This window comes from Kitasatospora hibisci, from assembly GCF_043950205.1.
Taxonomy (GTDB): domain Bacteria; phylum Actinomycetota; class Actinomycetes; order Streptomycetales; family Streptomycetaceae; genus Kitasatospora; species Kitasatospora hibisci.
This window is the reverse complement of record NZ_CP171642.1, coordinates 5,147,342-5,167,374: the sequence shown is the minus strand read 5'-3', so window position 1 is coordinate 5,167,374 and position 20,033 is coordinate 5,147,342. Positions and strand designations below refer to the sequence as shown.

Sequence of the window (20,033 nt, the reverse complement as noted above, 5' to 3'; positions counted from 1 at the left end):
CACTCCGGGACATTCGCCCGAAGCTGCTATGTGCTCCTTAGAAAGGAGGTGATCCAGCCGCACCTTCCGGTACGGCTACCTTGTTACGACTTCGTCCCAATCGCTGGTCCCACCTTCGACGGCTCCTCCCCTTACGGGTTAGGCCACCGGCTTCGGGTGTTACCGACTTTCGTGACGTGACGGGCGGTGTGTACAAGGCCCGGGAACGTATTCACCGCAGCATGCTGATCTGCGATTACTAGCAACTCCAACTTCATGGGGTCGAGTTGCAGACCCCAATCCGAACTGAGGCCGGCTTTTTGGGATTCGCTCCGCCTCGCGGCATCGCAGCCCTTTGTACCGACCATTGTAGCACGTGTGCAGCCCAAGACATAAGGGGCATGATGATTTGACGTCGTCCCCACCTTCCTCCGAGTTGACCCCGGCAGTCTCCTGTGAGTCCCCGACATTACTCGCTGGCAACACAGAACAAGGGTTGCGCTCGTTGCGGGACTTAACCCAACATCTCACGACACGAGCTGACGACAACCATGCACCACCTGTATACCGACCACAAGGGGGCGCCTATCTCTAGACGTTTCCGGCATATGTCAAGCCTTGGTAAGGTTCTTCGCGTTGCGTCGAATTAAGCCACATGCTCCGCTGCTTGTGCGGGCCCCCGTCAATTCCTTTGAGTTTTAGCCTTGCGGCCGTACTCCCCAGGCGGGGAACTTAATGCGTTAGCTGCGGCACCGACGACGTGGAATGTCGCCAACACCTAGTTCCCAACGTTTACGGCGTGGACTACCAGGGTATCTAATCCTGTTCGCTCCCCACGCTTTCGCTCCTCAGCGTCAGTAATGGCCCAGAGATCCGCCTTCGCCACCGGTGTTCCTCCTGATATCTGCGCATTTCACCGCTACACCAGGAATTCCGATCTCCCCTACCACACTCTAGCCTGCCCGTATCGAATGCAGACCCGGGGTTAAGCCCCGGGCTTTCACATCCGACGCGACAGGCCGCCTACGAGCTCTTTACGCCCAATAATTCCGGACAACGCTCGCACCCTACGTATTACCGCGGCTGCTGGCACGTAGTTAGCCGGTGCTTCTTCTGCAGGTACCGTCACTTGCGCTTCTTCCCTGCTGAAAGAGGTTTACAACCCGAAGGCCGTCATCCCTCACGCGGCGTCGCTGCATCAGGCTTTCGCCCATTGTGCAATATTCCCCACTGCTGCCTCCCGTAGGAGTCTGGGCCGTGTCTCAGTCCCAGTGTGGCCGGTCGCCCTCTCAGGCCGGCTACCCGTCGTCGCCTTGGTAGGCCATTACCCCACCAACAAGCTGATAGGCCGCGGGCTCATCCTGCACCGCCGGAGCTTTCCACCAACCCCCATGCGGAGGAAGGTCATATCCGGTATTAGACCCCGTTTCCAGGGCTTGTCCCAGAGTGCAGGGCAGATTGCCCACGTGTTACTCACCCGTTCGCCACTGATCCACCCCGAAGGGCTTCACCGTTCGACTTGCATGTGTTAAGCACGCCGCCAGCGTTCGTCCTGAGCCAGGATCAAACTCTCCGTGAATGATTACCGGTTATCCGGTTCACACCCGCGTTGAGCGGCACGGCAACCACCGGAATAGGGCGGCCCCGCGCACTGCGTCCTCGCTAGTGTTATTTCAAAAGGAATCTCCAACCCCGGATAATCCGAGGCCGGGGATGTCAACATATCTGGCGTTGACTTTTGGCACGCTGTTGAGTTCTCAAGGAACGGACACTTCCTTCAGGCGGCTCTCACACCGGCCCTCCGGGCGCTTCGTTCTTTCGTGTTTCCAGCTTATCAGATCCTCGCGGCCGTTCTTACCGGCGCTTGTTTCTCTGAATTCCCGCTGGAGGGATTTCCTTCGACTTCGCCCCGAAGCTTATCAAAGCTTTCGGTGTGCTCAGTTCCGGGATTTGCCTTACGTGGAGGGCGCGCATTCGTGAAGCGCACTCACCTCGATTCGGCGGTGTCGTAGACACTAACGCCTGGACCAGGTCGTTGTCCAACCTGTCCCAACCGTTCAAATCTACTAGCCCACCCCTACCACGTCAATGGTTCGGCCGGGATGCGAGAAGAGTAGCAGGTCAGAGGCTGGTTGATCACACCGGCTCAGGCCGCGACCGGCTGCAGGTCCGCCCGGTCGGCCGCGTCGAGGTCTCCGGTCTCACCGGTCGCCGCGGCCTTCCGTCCCCGCACGAGGGCATAGAGCAGGAACGCCACCTCGGCCAGCGCGCCGATCGAGATCCGGGCCCAGGTGGGCAGGCCGGACGGGGTCACGAATGCTTCGAGGACGCCGGCGACGGCCAGGACCGTCGCAAGGCCGATTCCCATGCCGACGATCGAGCGGCCCTGCTCGGCCAGCGCTGTCGCGCGGGTGCGCGGGCCGGGGTCGATGACGGTCCAGCCCAACCGCAGGCCCAGGCCGCCGGCCACGAAGACGGCGGTCAGTTCGAGCAGGCCGTGCGGGATGAGCAGGCCGAGGAAGACGTCGAGCCGGCCGGCGGAGGCCATCAGACCGATGCCGACGCCGAGGTTGAGGACGTTGGTCCAGAGCACATAGAGGACGGGGATGCCCAGCGCGACGCCGAAGACCAGGCACTGCACCGCGATCCAGGCGTTGTTCGTCCAGACCTGGGCCGCGAACGAACTCGCCGGGTGCTCCGAGTAGTAGGCCTCGAACTCACCGCCGGGCATGGTCAGCTGGTGCAGCGCCTCCGGGGTGACCAGACTGTTCCGGACCTCGGGGTGGTTCGCCGTCCACCAGGCGATCAGGGCGGTGCCGAACAGCGAGACGAGGGCGACCGACAGCCACCAGCGGCGTGAGAGGTAGAGCGCGGCCGGGAAGCTCGCCGTGTAGTAGCGGGCGACGTCGCGCCAGCCGCTGGTACGGCTGCCGGTGACCGCGTCCCGGGCCCTGGAGACCAGGCTGGTCAGGCGTCCCTCCAGTGTCGGGTCGGGCGCGGCGGCCTGGACCTTGGCGAGGTGGCCGGTGACACGCTGGTAGAGGGTGACCAGCTCGTCCGCCTCCTCGCCGGTGAGCCGGCGGGTCCTGGCGAGGGCGTCCAGCCGGGCCCACTCCCCCTGGTGGGTGGCGACGAAGACGTCCAGGTCCATTCGGCGGCTCCATGGTCGGCGCAGGACGCGCGGGCAGGCGGGTGCGGACAGGTGGGCCCAGCATGCCAGGGCACCGGGGCGCGTGGCGCGGGCGGGACCTCCCGGGTCCGTTCGTCCCGCCCGGGGCCTCCCTTCCCGAGTGGCCGCGGGGCCCCGTATGTTGACGACTGCAGTGACGGGGGCGCGGGGCCGATCCGGCGGACGCTCTCCGCCGCGAACCGCGAACTGCGCACCGAGACCTGCGCACCGCGGGCCCACGACCAGGGGGCCCACGACCAGCGGACCACGAACCACCGACGGGAACGGACGGGTGTCTTGAGCAACCTGGTGACGGGTGAGGCGGTCGTCCTCGGCCTGCGCACGGCGAAGCTTCCGAGTCGTGCCCTGGCGATCGGGCTGGACCTGACCGTCGAGCTCGCCGCACTGCTGGTGTGCACCCTGACGCTCAGCGTCGCCCTCGTCGACCTCGACCCGGCGGCCCTAGCCGCCCTCATGATCGGGCTGACCGTCTTCTTCATGGTCGCGGTGCCCATCATGGTCGAGACCTTCACGCGCGGGCGCTCGCTCGGGAAGGCGGCCCTCGGTCTGCGCGTGGTGCGCACCGACGGCGGGCCGGTACGGTTCCGGCACGCACTGGTCCGCGCCCTGGTGGGCTTCTTCGAGATCATCGTGCTGAGCGGTGTGCCGGCGGCCATCTGCTCCGCGGTTTCGGCGGACGGCCGACGGCTGGGCGACGTCTTCGCCGGCACGCTGGTGGTCCGTGAGCGCGTCCCGGGCGGCGGCGGTGCCGCGGCCGCGCTTCCGCCGGTGCACCCTCAGCTGCTGCAGGCCATCGGCGGCGAGCTGGTCGCGTTGGACCTCTCCGCCGTACCGGAGCCGCTCTGGCTTGCGATCCGGCAACTGCTCGGCCGGGTGGGCCAGCTGGACCCGGCGGTCGCGCACCAGATGTCGGCCCGGCTCGCCGACGACCTGGCCGCCCGGACCGGCCACCCGGTCCCGTACGGGCTGCACCCGGCGGCATACCTCGGCGCGGTGCTGACCGAGCGGCAGCGCCGCGAGTGGACCCGGGCCCAGAGTCAGGCGTTCCAGCAGGCCCAGGCTCAGGCCCGCCCCCAGGCCCAGGCGGGCCCGACGCCGCAGATGCCCCCGATGCCCGAGATGCCCTCGATACCCCAGGCCCCGGTGCAGACCCCGGCCCCCGCCACCGCGCCGGCCCCCGCCGCACCGTCCGCGCCCGCCCCCCAGCCGGCCACCGGTCAGACGTCCGGCCAGACCACCGGCCCGGCCGCCGGCACCGGCTTCGTGCCGCCCGCCTGAGCCCCGCGCTATCCGCCGAACTCCGCCGGCCAGGCGTTCGGCGGCGACTCCAGCTCCTCCAGCTCCACCCCGGCCGCGGCCAGCACCACGTCACCGGCCAGGTGCACCACCTGCTGCTCGCCCGTCTCCAGGTCCGCCACCTGGTACCTCTCGACCAGCAGCGGGCCGGTGTCCGTCTCGTGGGTGTCCACGCCCTCCAGCAGCCAGCCCTGGTCGAACGTGCGCGGAGCGAGCACCGGCTCCGTGAACGCGACCAGGCGCACCCGGGCGCTCGCGCCTTCCCGCAGCCGCAGCAGCCGCGCCGTGGCGACCAGAAAACCGGGGGATCGGCCCGCGAAGCCGTGGGCGCGGTCGTGCCCCTCCACCGCGTCCTCCCCGGTCGGGTCGGTCGCGGCGGTGCGTACCCAGGCCACACCGTCCACTGCGCCGCCGCGGACCTGCCAGCCGCCGGCGCGCAGCTCCATCCGCAGCGGTCGGGCCCGCGAGTCCAGCGTCAGGTCGCACGTGCCGAGCACCAGTCCCTCCGGCCCGTACGTCTTGGAGACGTACCGCCAGCCGGCCGCGCCGGGCGCGCAGCTGAAGCGCTCCTCGCCGAGCAGTACGTGGTCATGGGTGTCGTGAAGCGAGTACCGGCCGTTGGGCATGCCCGAAGCCTACGTCGACGATCTCCGGCGATCGGCATGCAACGTCGGGGCGGCCGGCCGCATTAGAGGGAGGACGGCGCGCAACGGCGCCGCTGGTTCGGGAGGAAGGGGGGCGGGGATGGCGAAGCAGGCACGCGACACGGAGTTCACCGAGTACGTGGCTTCGAGGAGCGGCTGGCTGCGGAAGGTCGCCTATCTGCTGTGCGGGGACTGGCATCGGGCCGACGACCTGGTCCAGGAGGCCATCACCAAGCTGTACGTGAACTGGGCGAGGGCCGGCCGGGTGGAGAACCTGGACGGCTACGCCCGCACGGTGCTGGTGAACACCTTCCTCGCCGAGCAGCGCTCGCCGTGGTGGCGGCGGACCAGCCGGGGCTGGGGCGCCCCGGACGCCGAGGCCGCGGCCGTCGATCTCGACGCGTCGCTCGACCTCCGGCAGGCGCTGGCCGCGCTGCCGCCGCGGCAGCGCGCCACCGTGGTGCTGCGCTACTACTGCGATCTGACGGTCGACCAGGCCGCCGAGGCGATGGGCTGCTCCTCGGGCAACGTCAAGAGCCAGACCTCGCGGGGGCTGGACACCCTCCGCCGCACCCTCACCGTCCGCCCCCTCGCCGCAGAGAGGACGCCATGACCGGAAACGAGCACCCCGACCTGGCCGAGCAGTTGGTCGCGCTGGCGGACCAGCCCGCCCCGGTGGCCGGCTACGACCCCGCCCGGGCGATGGTCCGGGGCCAGGCCCTGCTGCGCCGCCGCCGGCGGACGGCGATCGGGGCCGTGGCCGCCGCGACCGCCCTGGTGGTGGGCGGCACGCTGCTGTTCGCCCCGGCCGGCAGCACCGCTCCTGCCGCGCCCGCGGTCGCACCGCCCGTGACCGTGCCCTCGACCGCGTCGCCGAGCCCCGCACCGACCCGCTCGGGGGTGGACCCGCTCACCACCGAGGTCCGGTTCGGCTGGCTGCCGGACTGGGTCGGCGGCAACAGCGGTGTCGGCTACGAGACGGGCTACCACGGCACCTTCACCGAAGCCCGCGGCAGGGGCGAGTCCGCTCCGCGCATGATCCTCAGCCTCTTCCCGGCCGGCCCCGAGCCGGCGATCGAGCAGGGCCCGGGCGAGGAGCGGGAGAAGGTCCCGACGGCCGCCGTCAACGGGCAGCCGGCCTTCTGGCTGGTGGACCAGCAGGCCGGGGCCCGGGGCCAAGGGGACCGCCTGCTGCGCTGGCAGACCCCGTCGGGCCGGTGGGCGCAGATCCGTGCCTACGGCGGTCTGCCGAAGGACCTCGCCGACGACGTGCTGCTGCGCGTGGCGGCCGGGGCCGAGTACGGGAAGTGGAACGTCCCGCTGCCGGTGCGGTTCGCGCCGCTGCCGGAGGTGTTCGAGGCGACGGACGTGTCGCTCTCGAAGCCGTCCACGGGGGACGGCTCGCTCCCCTGGCAGCTGTGGCTGATGTTCCAGTTCGAGGGCAGGAACGTCTCGGTGACCATGGAGCCGATCGGCCCCGGGCCCAGCCCCTCCGCCACCGGGACGGACGGCTCGCCCTACACCGACCCGCACCCGCCGGCCTGCCGGGAGGAGAAGCAGGTACGGGTCTGCGTGGCCGCGGGCGCGGGCATCGCGCCGTCGTTGGAGCAGATCGGCGGTCTGGAGGGCCTGCTCGCCCGCACCCAGGTGCCGGGTGCGGACGAGAGCGCCTGGACCACCGACGTCCTGAACTGAACCGACGGCCGGACCGCACGGGCCCGGACGCGCCGGTGGCCGGCACCCCGAGCAGGGTGCCGGCCACCGGCGTTCGATCAGCGCGTCCGGACCAGCGCGTCCGGACCAGCGCGTCCGGACCAGCGCGTCCGGACCAGCGCGTCCGGACCGACGCGTCCGGATCAGTAGCGGTACTGCTCCGGCTTGTACGGGCCCTCGACCGGGACGCCGATGTAGTCGGCCTGCTCCTGGGTCAGGGTGGTCAGCTTCACGCCCAGCGCGTCGAGGTGCAGGCGGGCGACCTTCTCGTCCAGGTGCTTCGGGAGCACGTAGACGCCGATCGGGTACTGCGCGGTCTTCGTGAACAGCTCGATCTGCGCGATCGTCTGGTTGGCGAAGGAGTTGGACATCACGAACGACGGGTGCCCGGTCGCGTTGCCCAGGTTCAGCAGGCGGCCCTCGGAGAGCACGATGACGGTGCGGCCGTCGGCCTTGCGCCACTCGTGGACCTGCGGCTTGACCTCGGTCTTCACGACGCCCGGGAGCTTCGCGAGGCCTGCCATGTCGATCTCGTTGTCGAAGTGGCCGATGTTGCCGACGATGGCCTGGTGCTTCATCCGCGCCATGTGGGAGGCCAGGATGATGTCCTTGTTGCCGGTGGTGGTGATGAAGATGTCGGCCGTCTCGACGACGTCGTCCAGGGTGGCGACCTGGTAACCGTCCATCGCCGCCTGGAGCGCGCAGATCGGGTCGATCTCGGTGACGATGACGCGGGCACCCTGGCCGCGCAGCGACTCGGCGCAGCCCTTGCCGACGTCGCCGTAGCCGCAGACGACCGCGACCTTGCCGCCGATCAGGACGTCCGTGGCGCGGTTGATGCCGTCGATCAGCGAGTGGCGGCAGCCGTACTTGTTGTCGAACTTCGACTTGGTGACCGAGTCGTTGACGTTGATCGCCGGGAACAGCAGCTTGCCGTCGCGGTGCATCTCGTACAGGCGGTGGACACCGGTGGTGGTCTCCTCGGTCACGCCCTTGATGGTGGCGGCGACCTCGGTCCACTTGTTCGGGGTCTCGGTCAGGGTGCGGTTGAGCAGCTCCAGGATGATCCGGAACTCGTCGTTGTCCGCGGTGGCCGGGTCCGGCGCGGCACCGGCCTTCTCGAACTCGACGCCCTTGTGGATCAGCAGGGTGGCGTCACCGCCGTCGTCCAGGATCATGTTCGGGGTCTGGCCGTTCGGCCAGGTGAGCGCCTGCTCGGTGCACCACCAGTACTCCTCCAGGGTCTCGCCCTTCCAGGCGAAGACCGGCACGCCCTGCGGGTTCTCCGGGGTGCCGTTCGGGCCGACGGCGATGGCGGCGGCGGCGTGGTCCTGGGTGGAGAAGATGTTGCAGGAGCACCAGCGGACCTCGGCACCGAGGGCCGTCAGGGTCTCGATCAGCACGGCGGTCTGCACGGTCATGTGCAGCGAGCCGGTGATGCGGGCGCCGGCCAGCGGCTGGGACTCCGCGTACTCGGCGCGGATCGCCATCAGGCCGGGCATCTCGTGCTCGGCGAGCTGGATCTCCTTGCGGCCGAACGGGGCCAGGGAAAGGTCGGCGACCTTGAAGTCACCGGTGATGTCGGTCGACATGCGTCTGCTCCTCGCGGATGGGGTGGGGCACGGCCAAGGTCCTCGGGTGCGTCGCGGCAGGGCGGGGCCGCACGGGTGCGCGGCAACGCCGGGGCCACCGGAACGGAACGCGATGCACCGGTGCCCTGCTGCTCAGCACAAACCGTCGGAGGACCTCTCTCCCTCAATCGGTGCACGCCCCCGGTGGGGGGCGGGCCACCGATCGACCGCCATCAGCAGCGACGTTCTGGCTCTGGGGACGAATCTACACCGGCGGCCCTTGAGTCGGCCTCGCGTCGGCCGTTTTCGGCCGGGCTCGGCTCAGTGCGCGCCGGGCGGGGGGCCGCCGGGGGTGGCGAACGGGTCCTCGCCCGCGGCCTCCTTCTCGGCGCTGTAGACGTCCGGCTCCAGGTAGATGACGCGGGCGATCGGGACGACCCGGCGCACCCGTACCTCGGCGGCGTCGATGGCCTCCGCGACCTGGGCGGCGGTGTCCTCGGCGTTGACCGCGATCTTGGCGGCGACCAGCAGCTCCTCCGGGCCGAGGTGCATGGTGCGCATGTGGATCACCCGGGTGACGGTGTCGTGGTCGACCAGCGCGTCGCGGATCTCGGCCACCACCTCCTGGTGGGCGGACTCGCCGACCAGCAGCGACTTGGTCTCCACGGCCAGCACGAGCGCGATGGCGATCAGCAGGACGCCGATCGAGATCGTGCCGATGCCGTCCCAGACGCCGTCACCGGTGATCACGGTCAGGCCGACACCGAACAGCGCCAGCACCAGGCCGATCAGCGCGCCGGAGTCCTCCAGCAGGACGACCGGCAGCTCCGGCGCCTTGGCCCGGCGGATGTAGGCCGGCCAGCCGTGCCCGGCCTTGTCCTTGACCGCCTCGCGGAAGGCGGTGAAGAAGGACCAGCCCTCCAGCAGCACCGCGAAGACCAGCACGCCGACCGGCCAGTACCAGTTCTCCAGCTCGTGCGGGTGAACGATCTTCTCGTAGCCCTCGTAGACGGCGAACATGCCGCCGACGCTGAACAGCACGATCGAGACCAGGAAGGCGTAGACGTAGCGCTCGCGCCCGTATCCGAAGGGGTGCTCGGGGGTGGCCCGCCGCTGAGAACGCTTGCCGCCGACGAGCAGCAGCACCTGGTTGCCGGAGTCGGCCAGCGAGTGGACGCCCTCGGCCAGCATCGAGGAGGACCCGGAGAACGCGAAGGCCACGAACTTGCCGACCGCGATGCCCAGGTTCGCGGACAGGGCCGCCACCAGGGCCTTGGTACCGCCTTCGGTGCTCATGCTCGGGATGGTCCCTCCGCCGGGGGCGTGCAGCCCGCGCTCGTCTCGGTCGCGTTCGGTCGAACTCGGCCGGTCTGTGGCAGGACGGTCGCCGCATCACGGCGTCGCCGCCGAGCCCGTCGGGCCCGCCGGGTCCTGTCGAGCGCATACGGTACCCGGCGTGCCGGACCGCGATCAGGACTGCGCCGCCGCGAGCCCGAGGTAGACGGCGGCGAAGTCGGTCAGCGCGACGAGGTCGGTCAGCGCGTGCAGCGGCTCGGACCGGGCGCTGGCGTACTCGGTGAGCCGGACGTCGTGGGCCGCGGCCAGCCGGTGGGCCCGGCTCGCGCCGAAGCTGCGCGGGCCCTCGTCGTCGGCGGGCACCTCGGCCGGGCCGGTGCCCTCCCCACCGTCGTCGTCACGTCCCGCCGCCCCGACGGCACCGCCGGCGCCCCCTGCCCCACCGGCACCGCCAGCCTCCGGGACGTGCCGCAGCAACAGCACCTGCAGGTGCAGCGGGTCCGGCTCCTCGACCCGGTCGCGGAAGAAGTCGTCCGGGTCGGCGCCGGCGCCGAGCTGGCCGGTGAACATGCCGCGGTGCGCGACGAGCACCTGCGGCAGCAGCCCGGACAACGCCGGGCGACCGGCCCGGTCGGCGAGCTGGGCCGCGAACCGGCCGGCGGCCGCCCCGGCCACCGGGCCCTCGGCCCAGAGCAGCGGGACGGTGCCGGCCAGCCGGGCCGCCAGGCCCTTGGCCGGGTTGGTGTACGCCGCGGCGTCCGGGCGGCAGCGGACGGCGGTCGCGTCCAGCAGGTCGGCGGCGGCGGCCAGGGCGTCGTACCGGAGCTGGGTGACGCCGAGCTTCTGGGCGAGCGCCAGCAGCGGGGTGAGGTGGGCCCAGAGCGCCGCCGGGTCCTCGGCCGGCAGGTCGGGCTCGGTGCCCGGGCCGGCCGGGAGTCGGCCGGCCTCGGGAAGATTCGCCGGCACGTACGGGAGCGGAAGCGCGCGCACCTGGAGGGCGGCCTCGGCCAGCGGACTGCCGGCCGGGGCGGTGATCACGACGGCGCAGCCGCGCGCGTACGCCTGCTCGGCGAGGGCGATCAGGCCCCGCTCGCCGCCGTCGGCGGAGCTGATCACCAGCAGGTCGAGCGGTCCGGCCCAGCCGGGCAGCTGCCAGGCCAGGCCGGCGGTGAAGGCGGCCGGTGCGGCGCTCCGGTCGGGGCGCGGGACGGGTTCGGCGTCGCCCGGGGGCAGCGTGGTGACCAGGCTGGCGGTGCCGGCCAGCGCGGCGAGCACCTCACCGGCGGTCAGGGCACTGCCGTGGCCGGCGACCAGGACGGCGCGCGGGCGGCCGTCGGGGCGCAGCTCGTCGACGCCGGCCGCGCCGGCCAGGCGCAGCGCGGTGCGGACCCGCGCACCGGCGCCGGCCAGGGCGAGCAGGGCGCGGTCGTGGTCGGCGCGCTGGAGGGCGGCCGGGTCGTCGAGCAGGGTGTCGTCGAGCATGCGGCGGGCCTCCGGCTGCTGGCTGGGCGCTGAGGGGCTGCGGGGTGGGGGTGCAGGCGTCCCGCCCCCAGGATCAGGCCGGGCGGCGGGCCTCGTCCACCAGCAGCACCGGAATGCCGTCGCGGACGGGGTACGCCAGGCCGCAGTCCGCGCCGGTGCAGACCAGCTCGGGGTGGTCCTCGGTGCCGCCCTCGACGAGCGCGGCCCGGCACTGCGGGCAGACCAGGATCTCCAGCAGGAAGGATTCGAGCTTCATGGCGTTCGGGCTCCCAGTCTCGGATGGCGGGGTGTCGGAGGGGTGGCACGGCGGTGCCCCGGCCGAGAGGAAACCCTACCGGCCGGGGCACAGGGGGCGTGCGTCAGGCGCGGACGACGGCGAGGACGCCGTCGCGCAGCTCCGCCATCTTCGCCGGGTCCTTGGCCTCGACGTTGAGGCGCAGCAGCGGCTCGGTGTTGGAGGCCCGCAGGTTGAACCACCAGTCGGGACCGGCCACGGTGAGGCCGTCCAGCTCGTCCACCGTGGTGCCCTCCAGGCCGGCGTAGGCGGCGCGGACGGCGGCGGCGCGGTCGGCCTGGTCGGCGACGGTGCTGTTGATCTCGCCGGAGGCGGCGTAGCGGTCGTACTCGGCGGTGAGCGCGGAGAGGGTGCCCTCCTGCCCGCCGAGCGCGGCCAGCACGTGCAGCGCGGCGAGCATGCCGGTGTCGGCGCGCCAGAAGTCGCGGAAGTAGTAGTGCGCGGAGTGCTCGCCGCCGAAGACGGCGTCGGTCTCGGCCATCTCCTGCTTGATGAAGGAGTGGCCGACCCGGGTGCGGACCGGGGTGCCGCCGAGCTCGCGGACCACCTCGGGGACGGTCCAGGAGGTGATCAGGTTGTGGATGATGGTCGGCTCGGCCTCGCCGGCGGCCTTGGCGCGGGCGATCTCGCGGGCCGCGACCAGGGCGGTGATCGCGGACGGGGAGACCGGCTCGCCACGCTCGTCCACGACGAAGCAGCGGTCGGCGTCGCCGTCGAAGGCGAGGCCGATGTCGGCGCCGACCTCGCGGACCTTGGCCTGCAGGTCGACCAGGTTCTTCGGGTCGAGCGGGTTGGCCTCGTGGTTGGGGAAGGTGCCGTCCAGCTCGAAGTACATCGGGACGAGGTCGATCGGCAGGCCGTCGAACACGGTCGGCACGGTGTGGCCGCCCATGCCGTTGCCGGCGTCGACGGCCACCTTGAGCGGGCGGATCGCGGTGAGGTCGACCAGGCCGAGCAGGTGGTCCGCGTAGCCGCGCAGGGTCTCCTCGGTGGAGAGGGCGCCGGGCTTGACGTCCCTCGCCGGGACGGTGACGGTGTCGTCCTCCGCGGTCCACGACTCGACCAGCTCGCGGATCTCGGCCAGGCCGGTGTCCTGGCCGACCGGGGCGGCGCCGGCCCGGCAGAGCTTGATGCCGTTGTACTGCGCCGGGTTGTGGCTGGCGGTGAACATCGCGCCGGGCAGGTCGAGCTTGCCGCTGGCGTAGTAGAGCTGGTCGGTCGAGCAGAGGCCGATCTCGACCACGTCGGCGCCGTAGGCGGCCGCGCCCTCGGCGAAGGACCGGCTGAGCGACGGCGAAGTGGGCCGCATGTCGTGGCCGACCACGATCGCGGTCGCTCCGGTGACCTGCGTGAACGCGGCGCCGAAGGCGCGCGCGAGGCTCTCGTCCCACTGGTCCGGGACCACGCCTCGTACGTCGTACGCCTTCACGAGCTGCTTGAGGTCGCGCACTGCGGCTCCACCCTGGTTCTCTGGCTGAATCGGCGGGCTGGTCGCCCATGGTCACGATACGTCCGCGGACGGCACCGCTCGGCACCCGGACAGGTGGGCAGCGTACCGGCAGGCGGAGATCGGCCGGTTCGGGGTGGGGAACGGGGTCCGGGTCAGTTGTCGGGCGAGCGCAGCACCCGCAGGTGTCCGCGGCGACCCGCCTCGGTGGACTCGCCCTCGGGGGAACGGCCCTGACGGGGCGTCTGCGGGCGCGCGGCCTCGCGGACGGCGTTGGCGAGCGCTTCGAGGTCGTCGCTGCTTCTGCGCAGCGGGCCGGCTTCGGCGGCGAGCCGGACCACCTCCCAGCCGCGCGGCGCGGTGAGGCGCTCGGCGTGCTCGGCGCAGAGGTCGTAGCAGTGCGGCTCGGCGTAGGTCGCGAGCGGGCCGAGGACGGCGGTGGAGTCCGCGTAGACGTACGTCAGCGTCGCGACGGCCGGCCGGCCGCACGCGGTCCGCGAACAACGACGTACAGAGCTCACGAGGGTGGACGGTACAGCACTCCTCGCCGGGGAGCGAAGACCGCCTGTCCGGAGGGTGTGCCGTGTCGCGCTCCGCGCGCCGTCCGTGCGCCCTCCGCCCCGGGCGATTCCCCTCCGGAGTGGTCCACTTCCGACCGTCCAAGGACTACCCTCGGCAGTGATATGGACAGCTCTGCACCGCAGTCATCGACGGGACCTTCGCGCCGCCCCCGGCACCGCGACCGGCACGGCAGGGGTCTGCGCGGCCCGCTGGCGCCTCCGCAGGTGCCGATCTCGCTCACCCGCTCCGAGTTGTTCGACGACTACGTGCGCGAGTCGGTGGAACGGCTGGAGCGGCGCTGGCCGCAGCTGATCGAGGTGGAGTTCGCCGTCCAGGAGGTTCCGCTGCACGAGGCGGACGGCCCGGACGGGGACGGCGGCGTGCCGCTGGGCCGGGTGTCACCCGGGCGCCAGGGGCGGAAGAGCCAGATCGTGGTGTACCGGCGGCCGGTGGAGATCCGGGCGAAGTCACGCGAGGACCGCGCGGCGCTGGTGCACGAGATCCTGATCGAGCAGGTGGCGGAGCTGCTGGGGCTGTCGCCGGACGCCATCGACCCCCGCTACGACGAGGACTGACCGAGGACCGGCGCGGCGCGGGCGGCGCGTCCGCGCGTACGCCCGAGGGGCGGCACCCGGTGGTCCTGGGTGCCGCCCCTCGGCGTCGGCGCGCGGTCAGCGCAGGACGATGCCCGGATCCTGGGCGGCCTGCGGCACCTTGACGGTGCTGCGGTCGTCGCGCAGCGACTGGACGGTGAACATCGGAACGTCCTTGGTGGTGATCGCGAGCATCCGGGCGGCCGCGACCGGGCCGCCGGAGACGGTCTCCACGGTGAGCGCGAAGGTGTCCTTCAGACCGGCCGGCTCGGGCGCCGGGAGGGCGACCGTGCCGCCCGCCGGCAGCTGGACCTCCTTGGTGGCGGGGGTGCCGCCGCCGCTGCCCGCCGAGGCGGTGACCCGGACGGTGGCGGCCTCGCCGGTGGAGGTCAGGAAGAGCGTCGAGGCGCCGCCGCCGCGGTTGTCGGCCACGGTGGCCCGGGCGCCGACCGGAACGGTGCCGGCGAGCCAGGCGGCGTCCGACTTGCCGTTCTGGGCGGCGCGGTCGACCCGGAGGCCGGCCACGACCGGGGTGGGGTGCTTGTCGTCACTGGGCGACACCCGCAGGCCGGCCACCTCGTCGCGGGTGACCTTGCCGAGGTCGACCGAGGCCACCATGCCGGCCTTGACGTGGATCGACTCGTTGCCGGCCGGGGTGAACCAGCCGTTCTTGCCGGAGAGCTGGATCTTCAGGTCGGCGTCGTCCTCCGGCGGCGCCCAGACCACCAGACGGGCGCCGGCGGTGTCGGCGGGCAGGCCGGGCATCACCTGGGTGGGCGCCGGTTCGGCGGAGGCGGGCACCCAGTCGGCGCCCTTGTTGCCGTCGGCGGCGTGCAGCGCGGCGCCGACCCGGCCGCTGCGGGCGACCACGTGCACGGCGAGGTCGGCGACCTGGCCCTTGCTGATGGTCGGCAGCAGGATCGACTGCGAGCTGCCGGGGGCCACGGTGATGCCGTTGGCGGCGTCGTTCTCGATCAGGCCCTTGTCGCCGTACAGCTTGATGTCGACGACGGCGGCGGTCGCCTCGGGATTGACCAGGCTGACGTAGTCGGTGCGGTTCTCTGCGGTGCTGGCGCCGGCGAACCAGAAGCTGGTGCCGGCCGGGGTGCAGGTGATGCCGGAGAGCCCCAGGCCGCGCTGCTCGGTGACGGTGGTGGTCTGGGTGACGGTGAAGCCGGGGGCGAACGCGCCGGTGGCGACGGCCCCGGTGCCGGGGGCGGTGTCGCCGTTGGCCGCGGGGGCGACCACCGGGGTACCGGGCTTGGCCAGGGTCAGCCGGGCATCGGCGGGCGCGGCGTCCTTGTCGGCGGCGGGCTTGCCGGTGGCGGTCGGCGCGGGAGCCGACGACGGCGGAGCGGAGGACGGCGGAGCGGAGGACGGCGCGGCCGAGGGTGCGGCCGACGGCGGGGTGGCCGGGGCGGCCGCGTCGGAGATCCAGCCGGCCCCGGCCGCCGCGCCCTCGCCGGCGGCACCGCCGGGCGGGGTGTACGCGGTGAGGCTGGTGGAGCCGGTCAGGCTCTGGAGCGGCTGCGGGCAGACCACGGCCGTCCGCTCGACCTGCGCCGAGGCCGCGGCGCCCTGGTCGGCGCCGGCCGGGGCGGCCGGCGGGCGCAGCTCGGCGATGCCGAACACCACGGCGAGCACGGCGGCGGCGGCCAGCAGCGACTGGGTGGTCTTCGTCCCCCCGGAGCCGCCCCCGAAGGAGCCGCCCCGGGAACCGGGGTCCGCGGCACCGGTGCTCCCGTACGCCCCGGGACCGTCCGTCCCCTCGGCGCCGCCGAAGGTGTCGTCGGCCGGGCCCAGGGGCTCGTCGGCGGCCTTCGACCGCTTCTTGAACGCGGGCTTCTTCATCGCGGGTCAGCTCCCCGATCCGTGGTGGTGCGGGTACCGGCCCGGCCCGTTGGTGTTGTCCGGGTCATTGGGGTCGTAGTGGGTCTCGCCCTGCGGCTGCCCCGGTACCCACGGCTGCGCCCCGTCCTGCGGGTAGGGGGCGTAGCCGTACTGCGCGTCCTGCGGGTACTGCTCGTAGCCGGGCTGTCCGCCCTGCGGGTAGCCCTCCGGCTGGTAGCCCTGGCCGGCGTCGTAGCCCTGGCCGCCGCCGTACGGCGCGGCGGCCGGCTGCTGGGCGTAGGGGTCGTACTCGTAGCTGTACGGGTCGCCCTGCTGGTACGCCTGGTAGGGATCGGCGTACGGCTCGGCCTCCTGGGCGGCCGCGGCCGCGTGGACCGGCTCGACCGGCGGCGCGCCGGCGGGCTGCTGCGGGATCGCGCCCGGCGCCCCCTCGTACACCCCGCCGTCGCCGTCGCCGGGCTCGCCGCCCTCGCGCTCGGCCATCCGGCGGGCCCGGCGGCTTCCCGGGGCGGGCGCCTGCGCCTGGGCGGCGGCCGCCAGCGCGGCGGCGGCGACCACCTCCTCCGGCAGGTCGTCGTCCTTGTGGCTGCGGCGGCCGGGCAGGGCCAGCACCAGGACGGTGAGGCCGAGCAGCACCTGGGCCCAGATCCAGCCGGCGTGCGCCAGGCTGCCCTCCCGGGTGACGACCAGGCGGCCGGCCCCGGCGGGGAGTTTGAAGCCCTGTGCCCAGCCGTCGACGGTGACCGGCTCCAGCGCGGTGCCGTCCAGGGTGGCCTTCCACTCGGGGGCGGCGACCTCGGCGAGGCGCAGCACCCGGCCGTCCGGGCCGGCCGGGACGGCGGTGTCGATGTCGCGCTCGCCGGCCGGGACCACCACGGGCGTGGCGCCGGGGGAGGTGACCATGGCGCGGGTCGCCGGGGTGCCGGTGACCTGCCAGAGCGCGGCGCCGCCGTCCTGGTTGGCCTTGACCAGGCCGGGGGTGGTGTCCAGGACGTCCTTGAACGCGGCGATCGCCGGCTGGTCCACCAGCACGTAGGCGATGCCGTAGCCGGCCAGGGCGCCGGCCTGGTCGGCGCCGGAGCCGGCCAGCAGGCTGCCGACGACCTTGTTCAGGCCCTCGGTGGTACCGGTGGCCGGGTCCACGGTGGACTCGGCCTGGCCGAGCGTCAGCCCGGCGCCGCGCACCAGCGTGTAGCGGACCGAACCGCCCTTGGGGTCGCCGGTGACGGCCAGGGTGCGGGAGCGGTCGGTGGTGCCGGCCTCCTCCGCGATGAAGGCGGGCACCTGGGCGGACCGGCCCCGCTGCAGCGGGCCGTCGGCGCCGGTGACGGCCCACCAGACACCGGTGCCGATCGGGGCCAGCACGGCGGCGGCCACCACGAGCGCGGCGACCGGCTGGCGCCAGCCGAAGGCGATGCCGGCCACACGGGCGTTGGCGCCGTCCGCGCCGATCGCGGCGGCGGCCAGCAGCGCGACGCCGGCCAGCAGGGAGGCCGGGCCGGACCACGCGGGCACCGCCGGACCGCCGGAGGCGGGGGTCACCGAGAGGCCGGCCACCAGGACCGTGAAGACCAGGCCGGCGCCGGCCGCGCCCCAGGCCGCCAGCACCGCGCGGCGGCGGTCGGCGCGCAGCAGGGCGGCCAGCGCGGCGAGCACGACGCCCGCCGAGAGCCAGACCGGCGGTACGCCGGCGCCACCGGGGTTGACCAGGACCAGGCCCAATGCGCTCGCGCCGCCGCCGTGCAGCCCGGGCAGGCCGGCCTCCATCAGCAGCCGCTGGGGGTGCGTCAGCACCTGCAGCGACCAGGGCGCGAGCACCAGCACCGGGACGGCGAGGATCACCAGGACGCGCAGCCCGAGCAGGCGCAGCGCGGTCCCGCCGGAGCCGAAGGCCCCGCCGCGCACCACCGCGGCGACCAGCGCGGCCAGGCAGAGCGGCACGGCCAGCGCCCAGGCCAGCGGGACGAAGGCGGTGGCCAGGGTGAGCAGCAGGACGGTCATCCAGACCGGTCGCCAGCCGGGCCGGGCGCCCTTGGCCGCGCTCTCGGCGCGGATGCCGAGGCCGGCGGTGATCGCGGCGGCGCGGGCCAGCGGCGGAAGCAGCACGGCGAGGACGGCGGTGCCGATCCGGCCCTGGGCGAGCGCGCCGGTGGCGGCGGGCAGCAGCGCGTACGCGGCGGCGGCCCAGGCGCGGACCAGCTTGGAGTCGATCAGCGGCCGGGAGACCAGGTAGGCGCTGACGGCGGCGAGCGGCACCGAGAGGACGACCAGCAGCGTGACCGCGAGGTCCGCGTGGTCGAACAGGATCCAGGAGAGCACCGCCAGCACGCCGAGGTAGGGCGGGGCGGCGGCGGTGGAGCCGGTGCCGACGGGGTGCCAGGCATCCGCGTACATCGACCAGAGGCCGCCGGCACCGCCGGTGGCGGGCAGCAGCGCGCCTCCGAAGAGCTCGCCGCTGCCGAGCAGGCTCCGGCAGGCGACCAGGGCGAAGACCAGCAGGGCGGCGAACAGCACCGGGGCCGGGCGCCGGGCCAGCTTCTTGATCAGCGCGAACTGCTCGACGACCAGGTCCTCGGCGTCCTCGTCTCCCGGTCCGGCCTCGACCGAGCCGTGCCGTCCGGCGCCGGCGTCGTCGCTGCCTCCTATGCCGAGCGAGCTGATGACGCCTTCGACGGCGAGCCGTGCAGTGGCGCCGGGCGCCGGGAAGAGCGTGCGGTCGTCCAGCGCGTCGGCGGCCCTGGTCCGGGAGCGGCGTTTACGGGCGGCCAGCAGGCGGGGCAGCCGGACCAGCTCGTGGCCGAGGCCGGCGAGCTCGTCGAAGGCCTGCTTCGGGTCCTTGCCGAGGAGGTTGGTGACGACCCGGAGCAGGGTGCCGAGCACCAGCCGGAGCAGGACATAGGGGAACAGCACGCCCTTGGAGTTGGCGAGCAGGGTGTAGACGGCGCCGGCCTTGTCCACCCGGTGCGGGTGGGAGGCGGCGCAGTCGATGGCGCGGCGTTCGCGGCTGGCCGCCTCGGCGTGCCGCAGCACCGCGTCGGGGGCGATCACCACGCGGTGGCCGGCGGCGTTGACCCGCCAGCAGAAGTCGGCGTCGTCGCGCATCAGGGGCAGCGCCCGGTCGAAGCCGCCGAGCTCCTCGAAGACGTCTCGGCGCACCAGCATGCCGGCGCTGGAGACGGCGAGCACCGGGCGGACCTGGTCGTGCTGGCCCTGGTCCTGCTCGCGGCGGTCGAGGCCGGTCCACCGGCGGCCGGAGCGGGCGATCGTGACGCCGACCTCCAGCAGCTGGCGGCGGTCGTACCAGCTGCGCAGCTTGGGGCCGACCACGGCGGCGCTGGGGGTTGAGTCGGCGACCTGGAGCAGGCGGCGCAGGGCGTCGGTCTGCGGCTCGCAGTCGTCGTGGAGCAGCCAGAGCCACTCGACGGGCTGGGTCTCGCGGGGGCCGCCGCGGCCGAGGTCGTCCTCGTGGCCGAGCGGGTCGCCGAAGTCGTCCCAGCCGCCGGTGACCGGGTCGTACCCGGAGGGGTCGAGCCGGTAGGAGAGGTCCTCCGGGCGCAGCGGAGGGCTGTTGAAGACGGCCTCGGCGACGGCGGTGCCGAAGCCGGCCCGGCGGCTCAGGACGGTCGGACCGCTCTCGGGCAGCCAGTCGGCGAGGGTGTCGGCGAGCAGCTGCGGGGAGTTGTCCGTGGAGCCGGTGTCGACGGCGAGCACCCGCTGGACCTGGCGGTCCTGGCCGAGCAGGCCGGCCAGGGCCTGCGGCAGCCAGCGGGCGCCGTCGTGCGAGACGATCACGGCGGTGACCAGGTGACGCGGGTAGGCGGGTGGCCTGGCAGCGGTGAAGCCGCTCTGGTGGCTGTAGACGGTCATCGAGTGCGCGGGCCCCAGTTCTCGGTGGACACAGCCGGTGAACGGCAACCGGATGGCGCACCACACTAACGGCTCCGGATGGCGCCTTCGTCCGCGGTGCCGTGGAGAGGCTGTGGACACGAGCTCGCGGGGCGGGCCGCGACGGGCCCGGGGAACACGAAAGCGCCCCACCGCTGCGGTGAGGCGCCCGTAACTGCTCTGCGGTTGTCGAAGGGTCGGCAGGGCCGGTCGGGTCAGGGGCCGACCCG

At 73.0% G+C, this 20,033-nt stretch carries 14 protein-coding genes and 1 rRNA gene; 4 read left to right on the top strand and 11 right to left on the bottom strand.

Features of this window, described 5'->3' with window-relative positions; translation table 11 throughout:
- Window positions 1–41 precede the first annotated feature (41 nt).
- Both ACF9IK_RS22670 and ACF9IK_RS22665 read right to left on the bottom strand, forming a co-directional pair.
- Window positions 42–1,558 (bottom strand): 16S ribosomal RNA (locus ACF9IK_RS22670).
- 567 nt (window positions 1,559–2,125) lie between these two features.
- On the bottom strand, window positions 2,126–3,130 hold the full coding sequence (locus tag ACF9IK_RS22665) for a stage II sporulation protein M (RefSeq protein ID WP_395295963.1): 1,005 nt from the start codon (window positions 3,128–3,130) through the stop codon (window positions 2,126–2,128).
- 315 nt (window positions 3,131–3,445) lie between these two features.
- Between ACF9IK_RS22665 and ACF9IK_RS22660 the strand changes: the two genes are divergently transcribed.
- Window positions 3,446–4,447 (top strand): RDD family protein, encoded by a 1,002-nt coding sequence (locus ACF9IK_RS22660; RefSeq protein WP_395295962.1) that lies wholly within the window; start codon window positions 3,446–3,448, stop codon window positions 4,445–4,447.
- 8 nt (window positions 4,448–4,455) lie between these two features.
- Here ACF9IK_RS22660 and ACF9IK_RS22655 read toward each other — a convergent pair whose 3' ends face one another.
- Complete coding sequence (locus ACF9IK_RS22655) at window positions 4,456–5,091, bottom strand: hypothetical protein (RefSeq protein WP_395295961.1); 636 nt, start codon at window positions 5,089–5,091, stop codon at window positions 4,456–4,458.
- 118 nt (window positions 5,092–5,209) lie between these two features.
- On the opposite strand from ACF9IK_RS22655, the gene ACF9IK_RS22650 reads away from it, so the two are divergent.
- Both ACF9IK_RS22650 and ACF9IK_RS22645 read left to right on the top strand, forming a co-directional pair.
- Entirely contained in the window at window positions 5,210–5,722 is a 513-nt protein-coding gene (locus tag ACF9IK_RS22650) for a SigE family RNA polymerase sigma factor (RefSeq protein WP_395295960.1), read from the top strand.
- Window positions 5,719–6,804, top strand: coding sequence for a hypothetical protein (locus tag ACF9IK_RS22645; RefSeq protein WP_395295959.1), 1,086 nt, complete (start codon window positions 5,719–5,721; stop codon window positions 6,802–6,804). Before ACF9IK_RS22650 ends, ACF9IK_RS22645 begins: the two co-directional genes overlap by 4 nt.
- A 161-nt stretch (window positions 6,805–6,965) precedes the next feature.
- Here the strand turns inward: ACF9IK_RS22645 and ahcY are convergent, their stop codons facing one another.
- The 6 genes from ahcY to ACF9IK_RS22615 form a co-directional block, all read right to left on the bottom strand.
- Entirely contained in the window at window positions 6,966–8,414 is a 1,449-nt protein-coding gene (ahcY, locus tag ACF9IK_RS22640; RefSeq protein WP_395295958.1) for an adenosylhomocysteinase, read from the bottom strand.
- A gap of 300 nt (window positions 8,415–8,714) precedes the next feature.
- Window positions 8,715–9,689, bottom strand: coding sequence for a cation diffusion facilitator family transporter (locus tag ACF9IK_RS22635; protein WP_395295957.1), 975 nt, complete (start codon window positions 9,687–9,689; stop codon window positions 8,715–8,717).
- 174 nt (window positions 9,690–9,863) lie between these two features.
- Window positions 9,864–11,171 (bottom strand): SIS domain-containing protein, encoded by a 1,308-nt coding sequence (locus tag ACF9IK_RS22630; protein ID WP_395295956.1) that lies wholly within the window; start codon window positions 11,169–11,171, stop codon window positions 9,864–9,866.
- Between the two features lie 73 nt (window positions 11,172–11,244).
- Window positions 11,245–11,427, bottom strand: coding sequence for a Trm112 family protein (locus tag ACF9IK_RS22625; RefSeq protein WP_395295955.1), 183 nt, complete (start codon window positions 11,425–11,427; stop codon window positions 11,245–11,247).
- Between the two features lie 103 nt (window positions 11,428–11,530).
- Window positions 11,531–12,916: a phosphomannomutase/phosphoglucomutase gene (locus ACF9IK_RS22620; protein WP_395295954.1), complete on the bottom strand. Its 1,386-nt coding sequence runs from the start codon at window positions 12,914–12,916 to the stop codon at window positions 11,531–11,533.
- 152 nt (window positions 12,917–13,068) lie between these two features.
- Window positions 13,069–13,434: a DUF3499 domain-containing protein gene (locus ACF9IK_RS22615; RefSeq protein WP_395295953.1), complete on the bottom strand. Its 366-nt coding sequence runs from the start codon at window positions 13,432–13,434 to the stop codon at window positions 13,069–13,071.
- A 162-nt stretch (window positions 13,435–13,596) separates the two neighbouring features.
- Here ACF9IK_RS22615 and ACF9IK_RS22610 point away from each other — a divergent pair, with 162 nt between their 5' ends.
- Entirely contained in the window at window positions 13,597–14,049 is a 453-nt protein-coding gene (locus ACF9IK_RS22610) for a metallopeptidase family protein (RefSeq protein ID WP_395295952.1), read from the top strand.
- Window positions 14,050–14,145: 96 nt separating this feature from the next.
- On the opposite strand, the gene ACF9IK_RS22605 is transcribed toward ACF9IK_RS22610, so the two are convergent.
- Together ACF9IK_RS22605 and ACF9IK_RS22600 are read right to left on the bottom strand one after the other, a co-directional pair.
- A complete protein-coding gene (locus ACF9IK_RS22605; protein ID WP_395295951.1) occupies window positions 14,146–15,918 on the bottom strand; it encodes a DUF5719 family protein in 1,773 nt (590 codons plus the stop codon).
- A 6-nt stretch (window positions 15,919–15,924) separates the two neighbouring features.
- A complete protein-coding gene (locus tag ACF9IK_RS22600; RefSeq protein ID WP_395295950.1) occupies window positions 15,925–19,785 on the bottom strand; it encodes a glycosyltransferase in 3,861 nt (1,286 codons plus the stop codon).
- Window positions 19,786–20,033 lie beyond the last annotated feature (248 nt).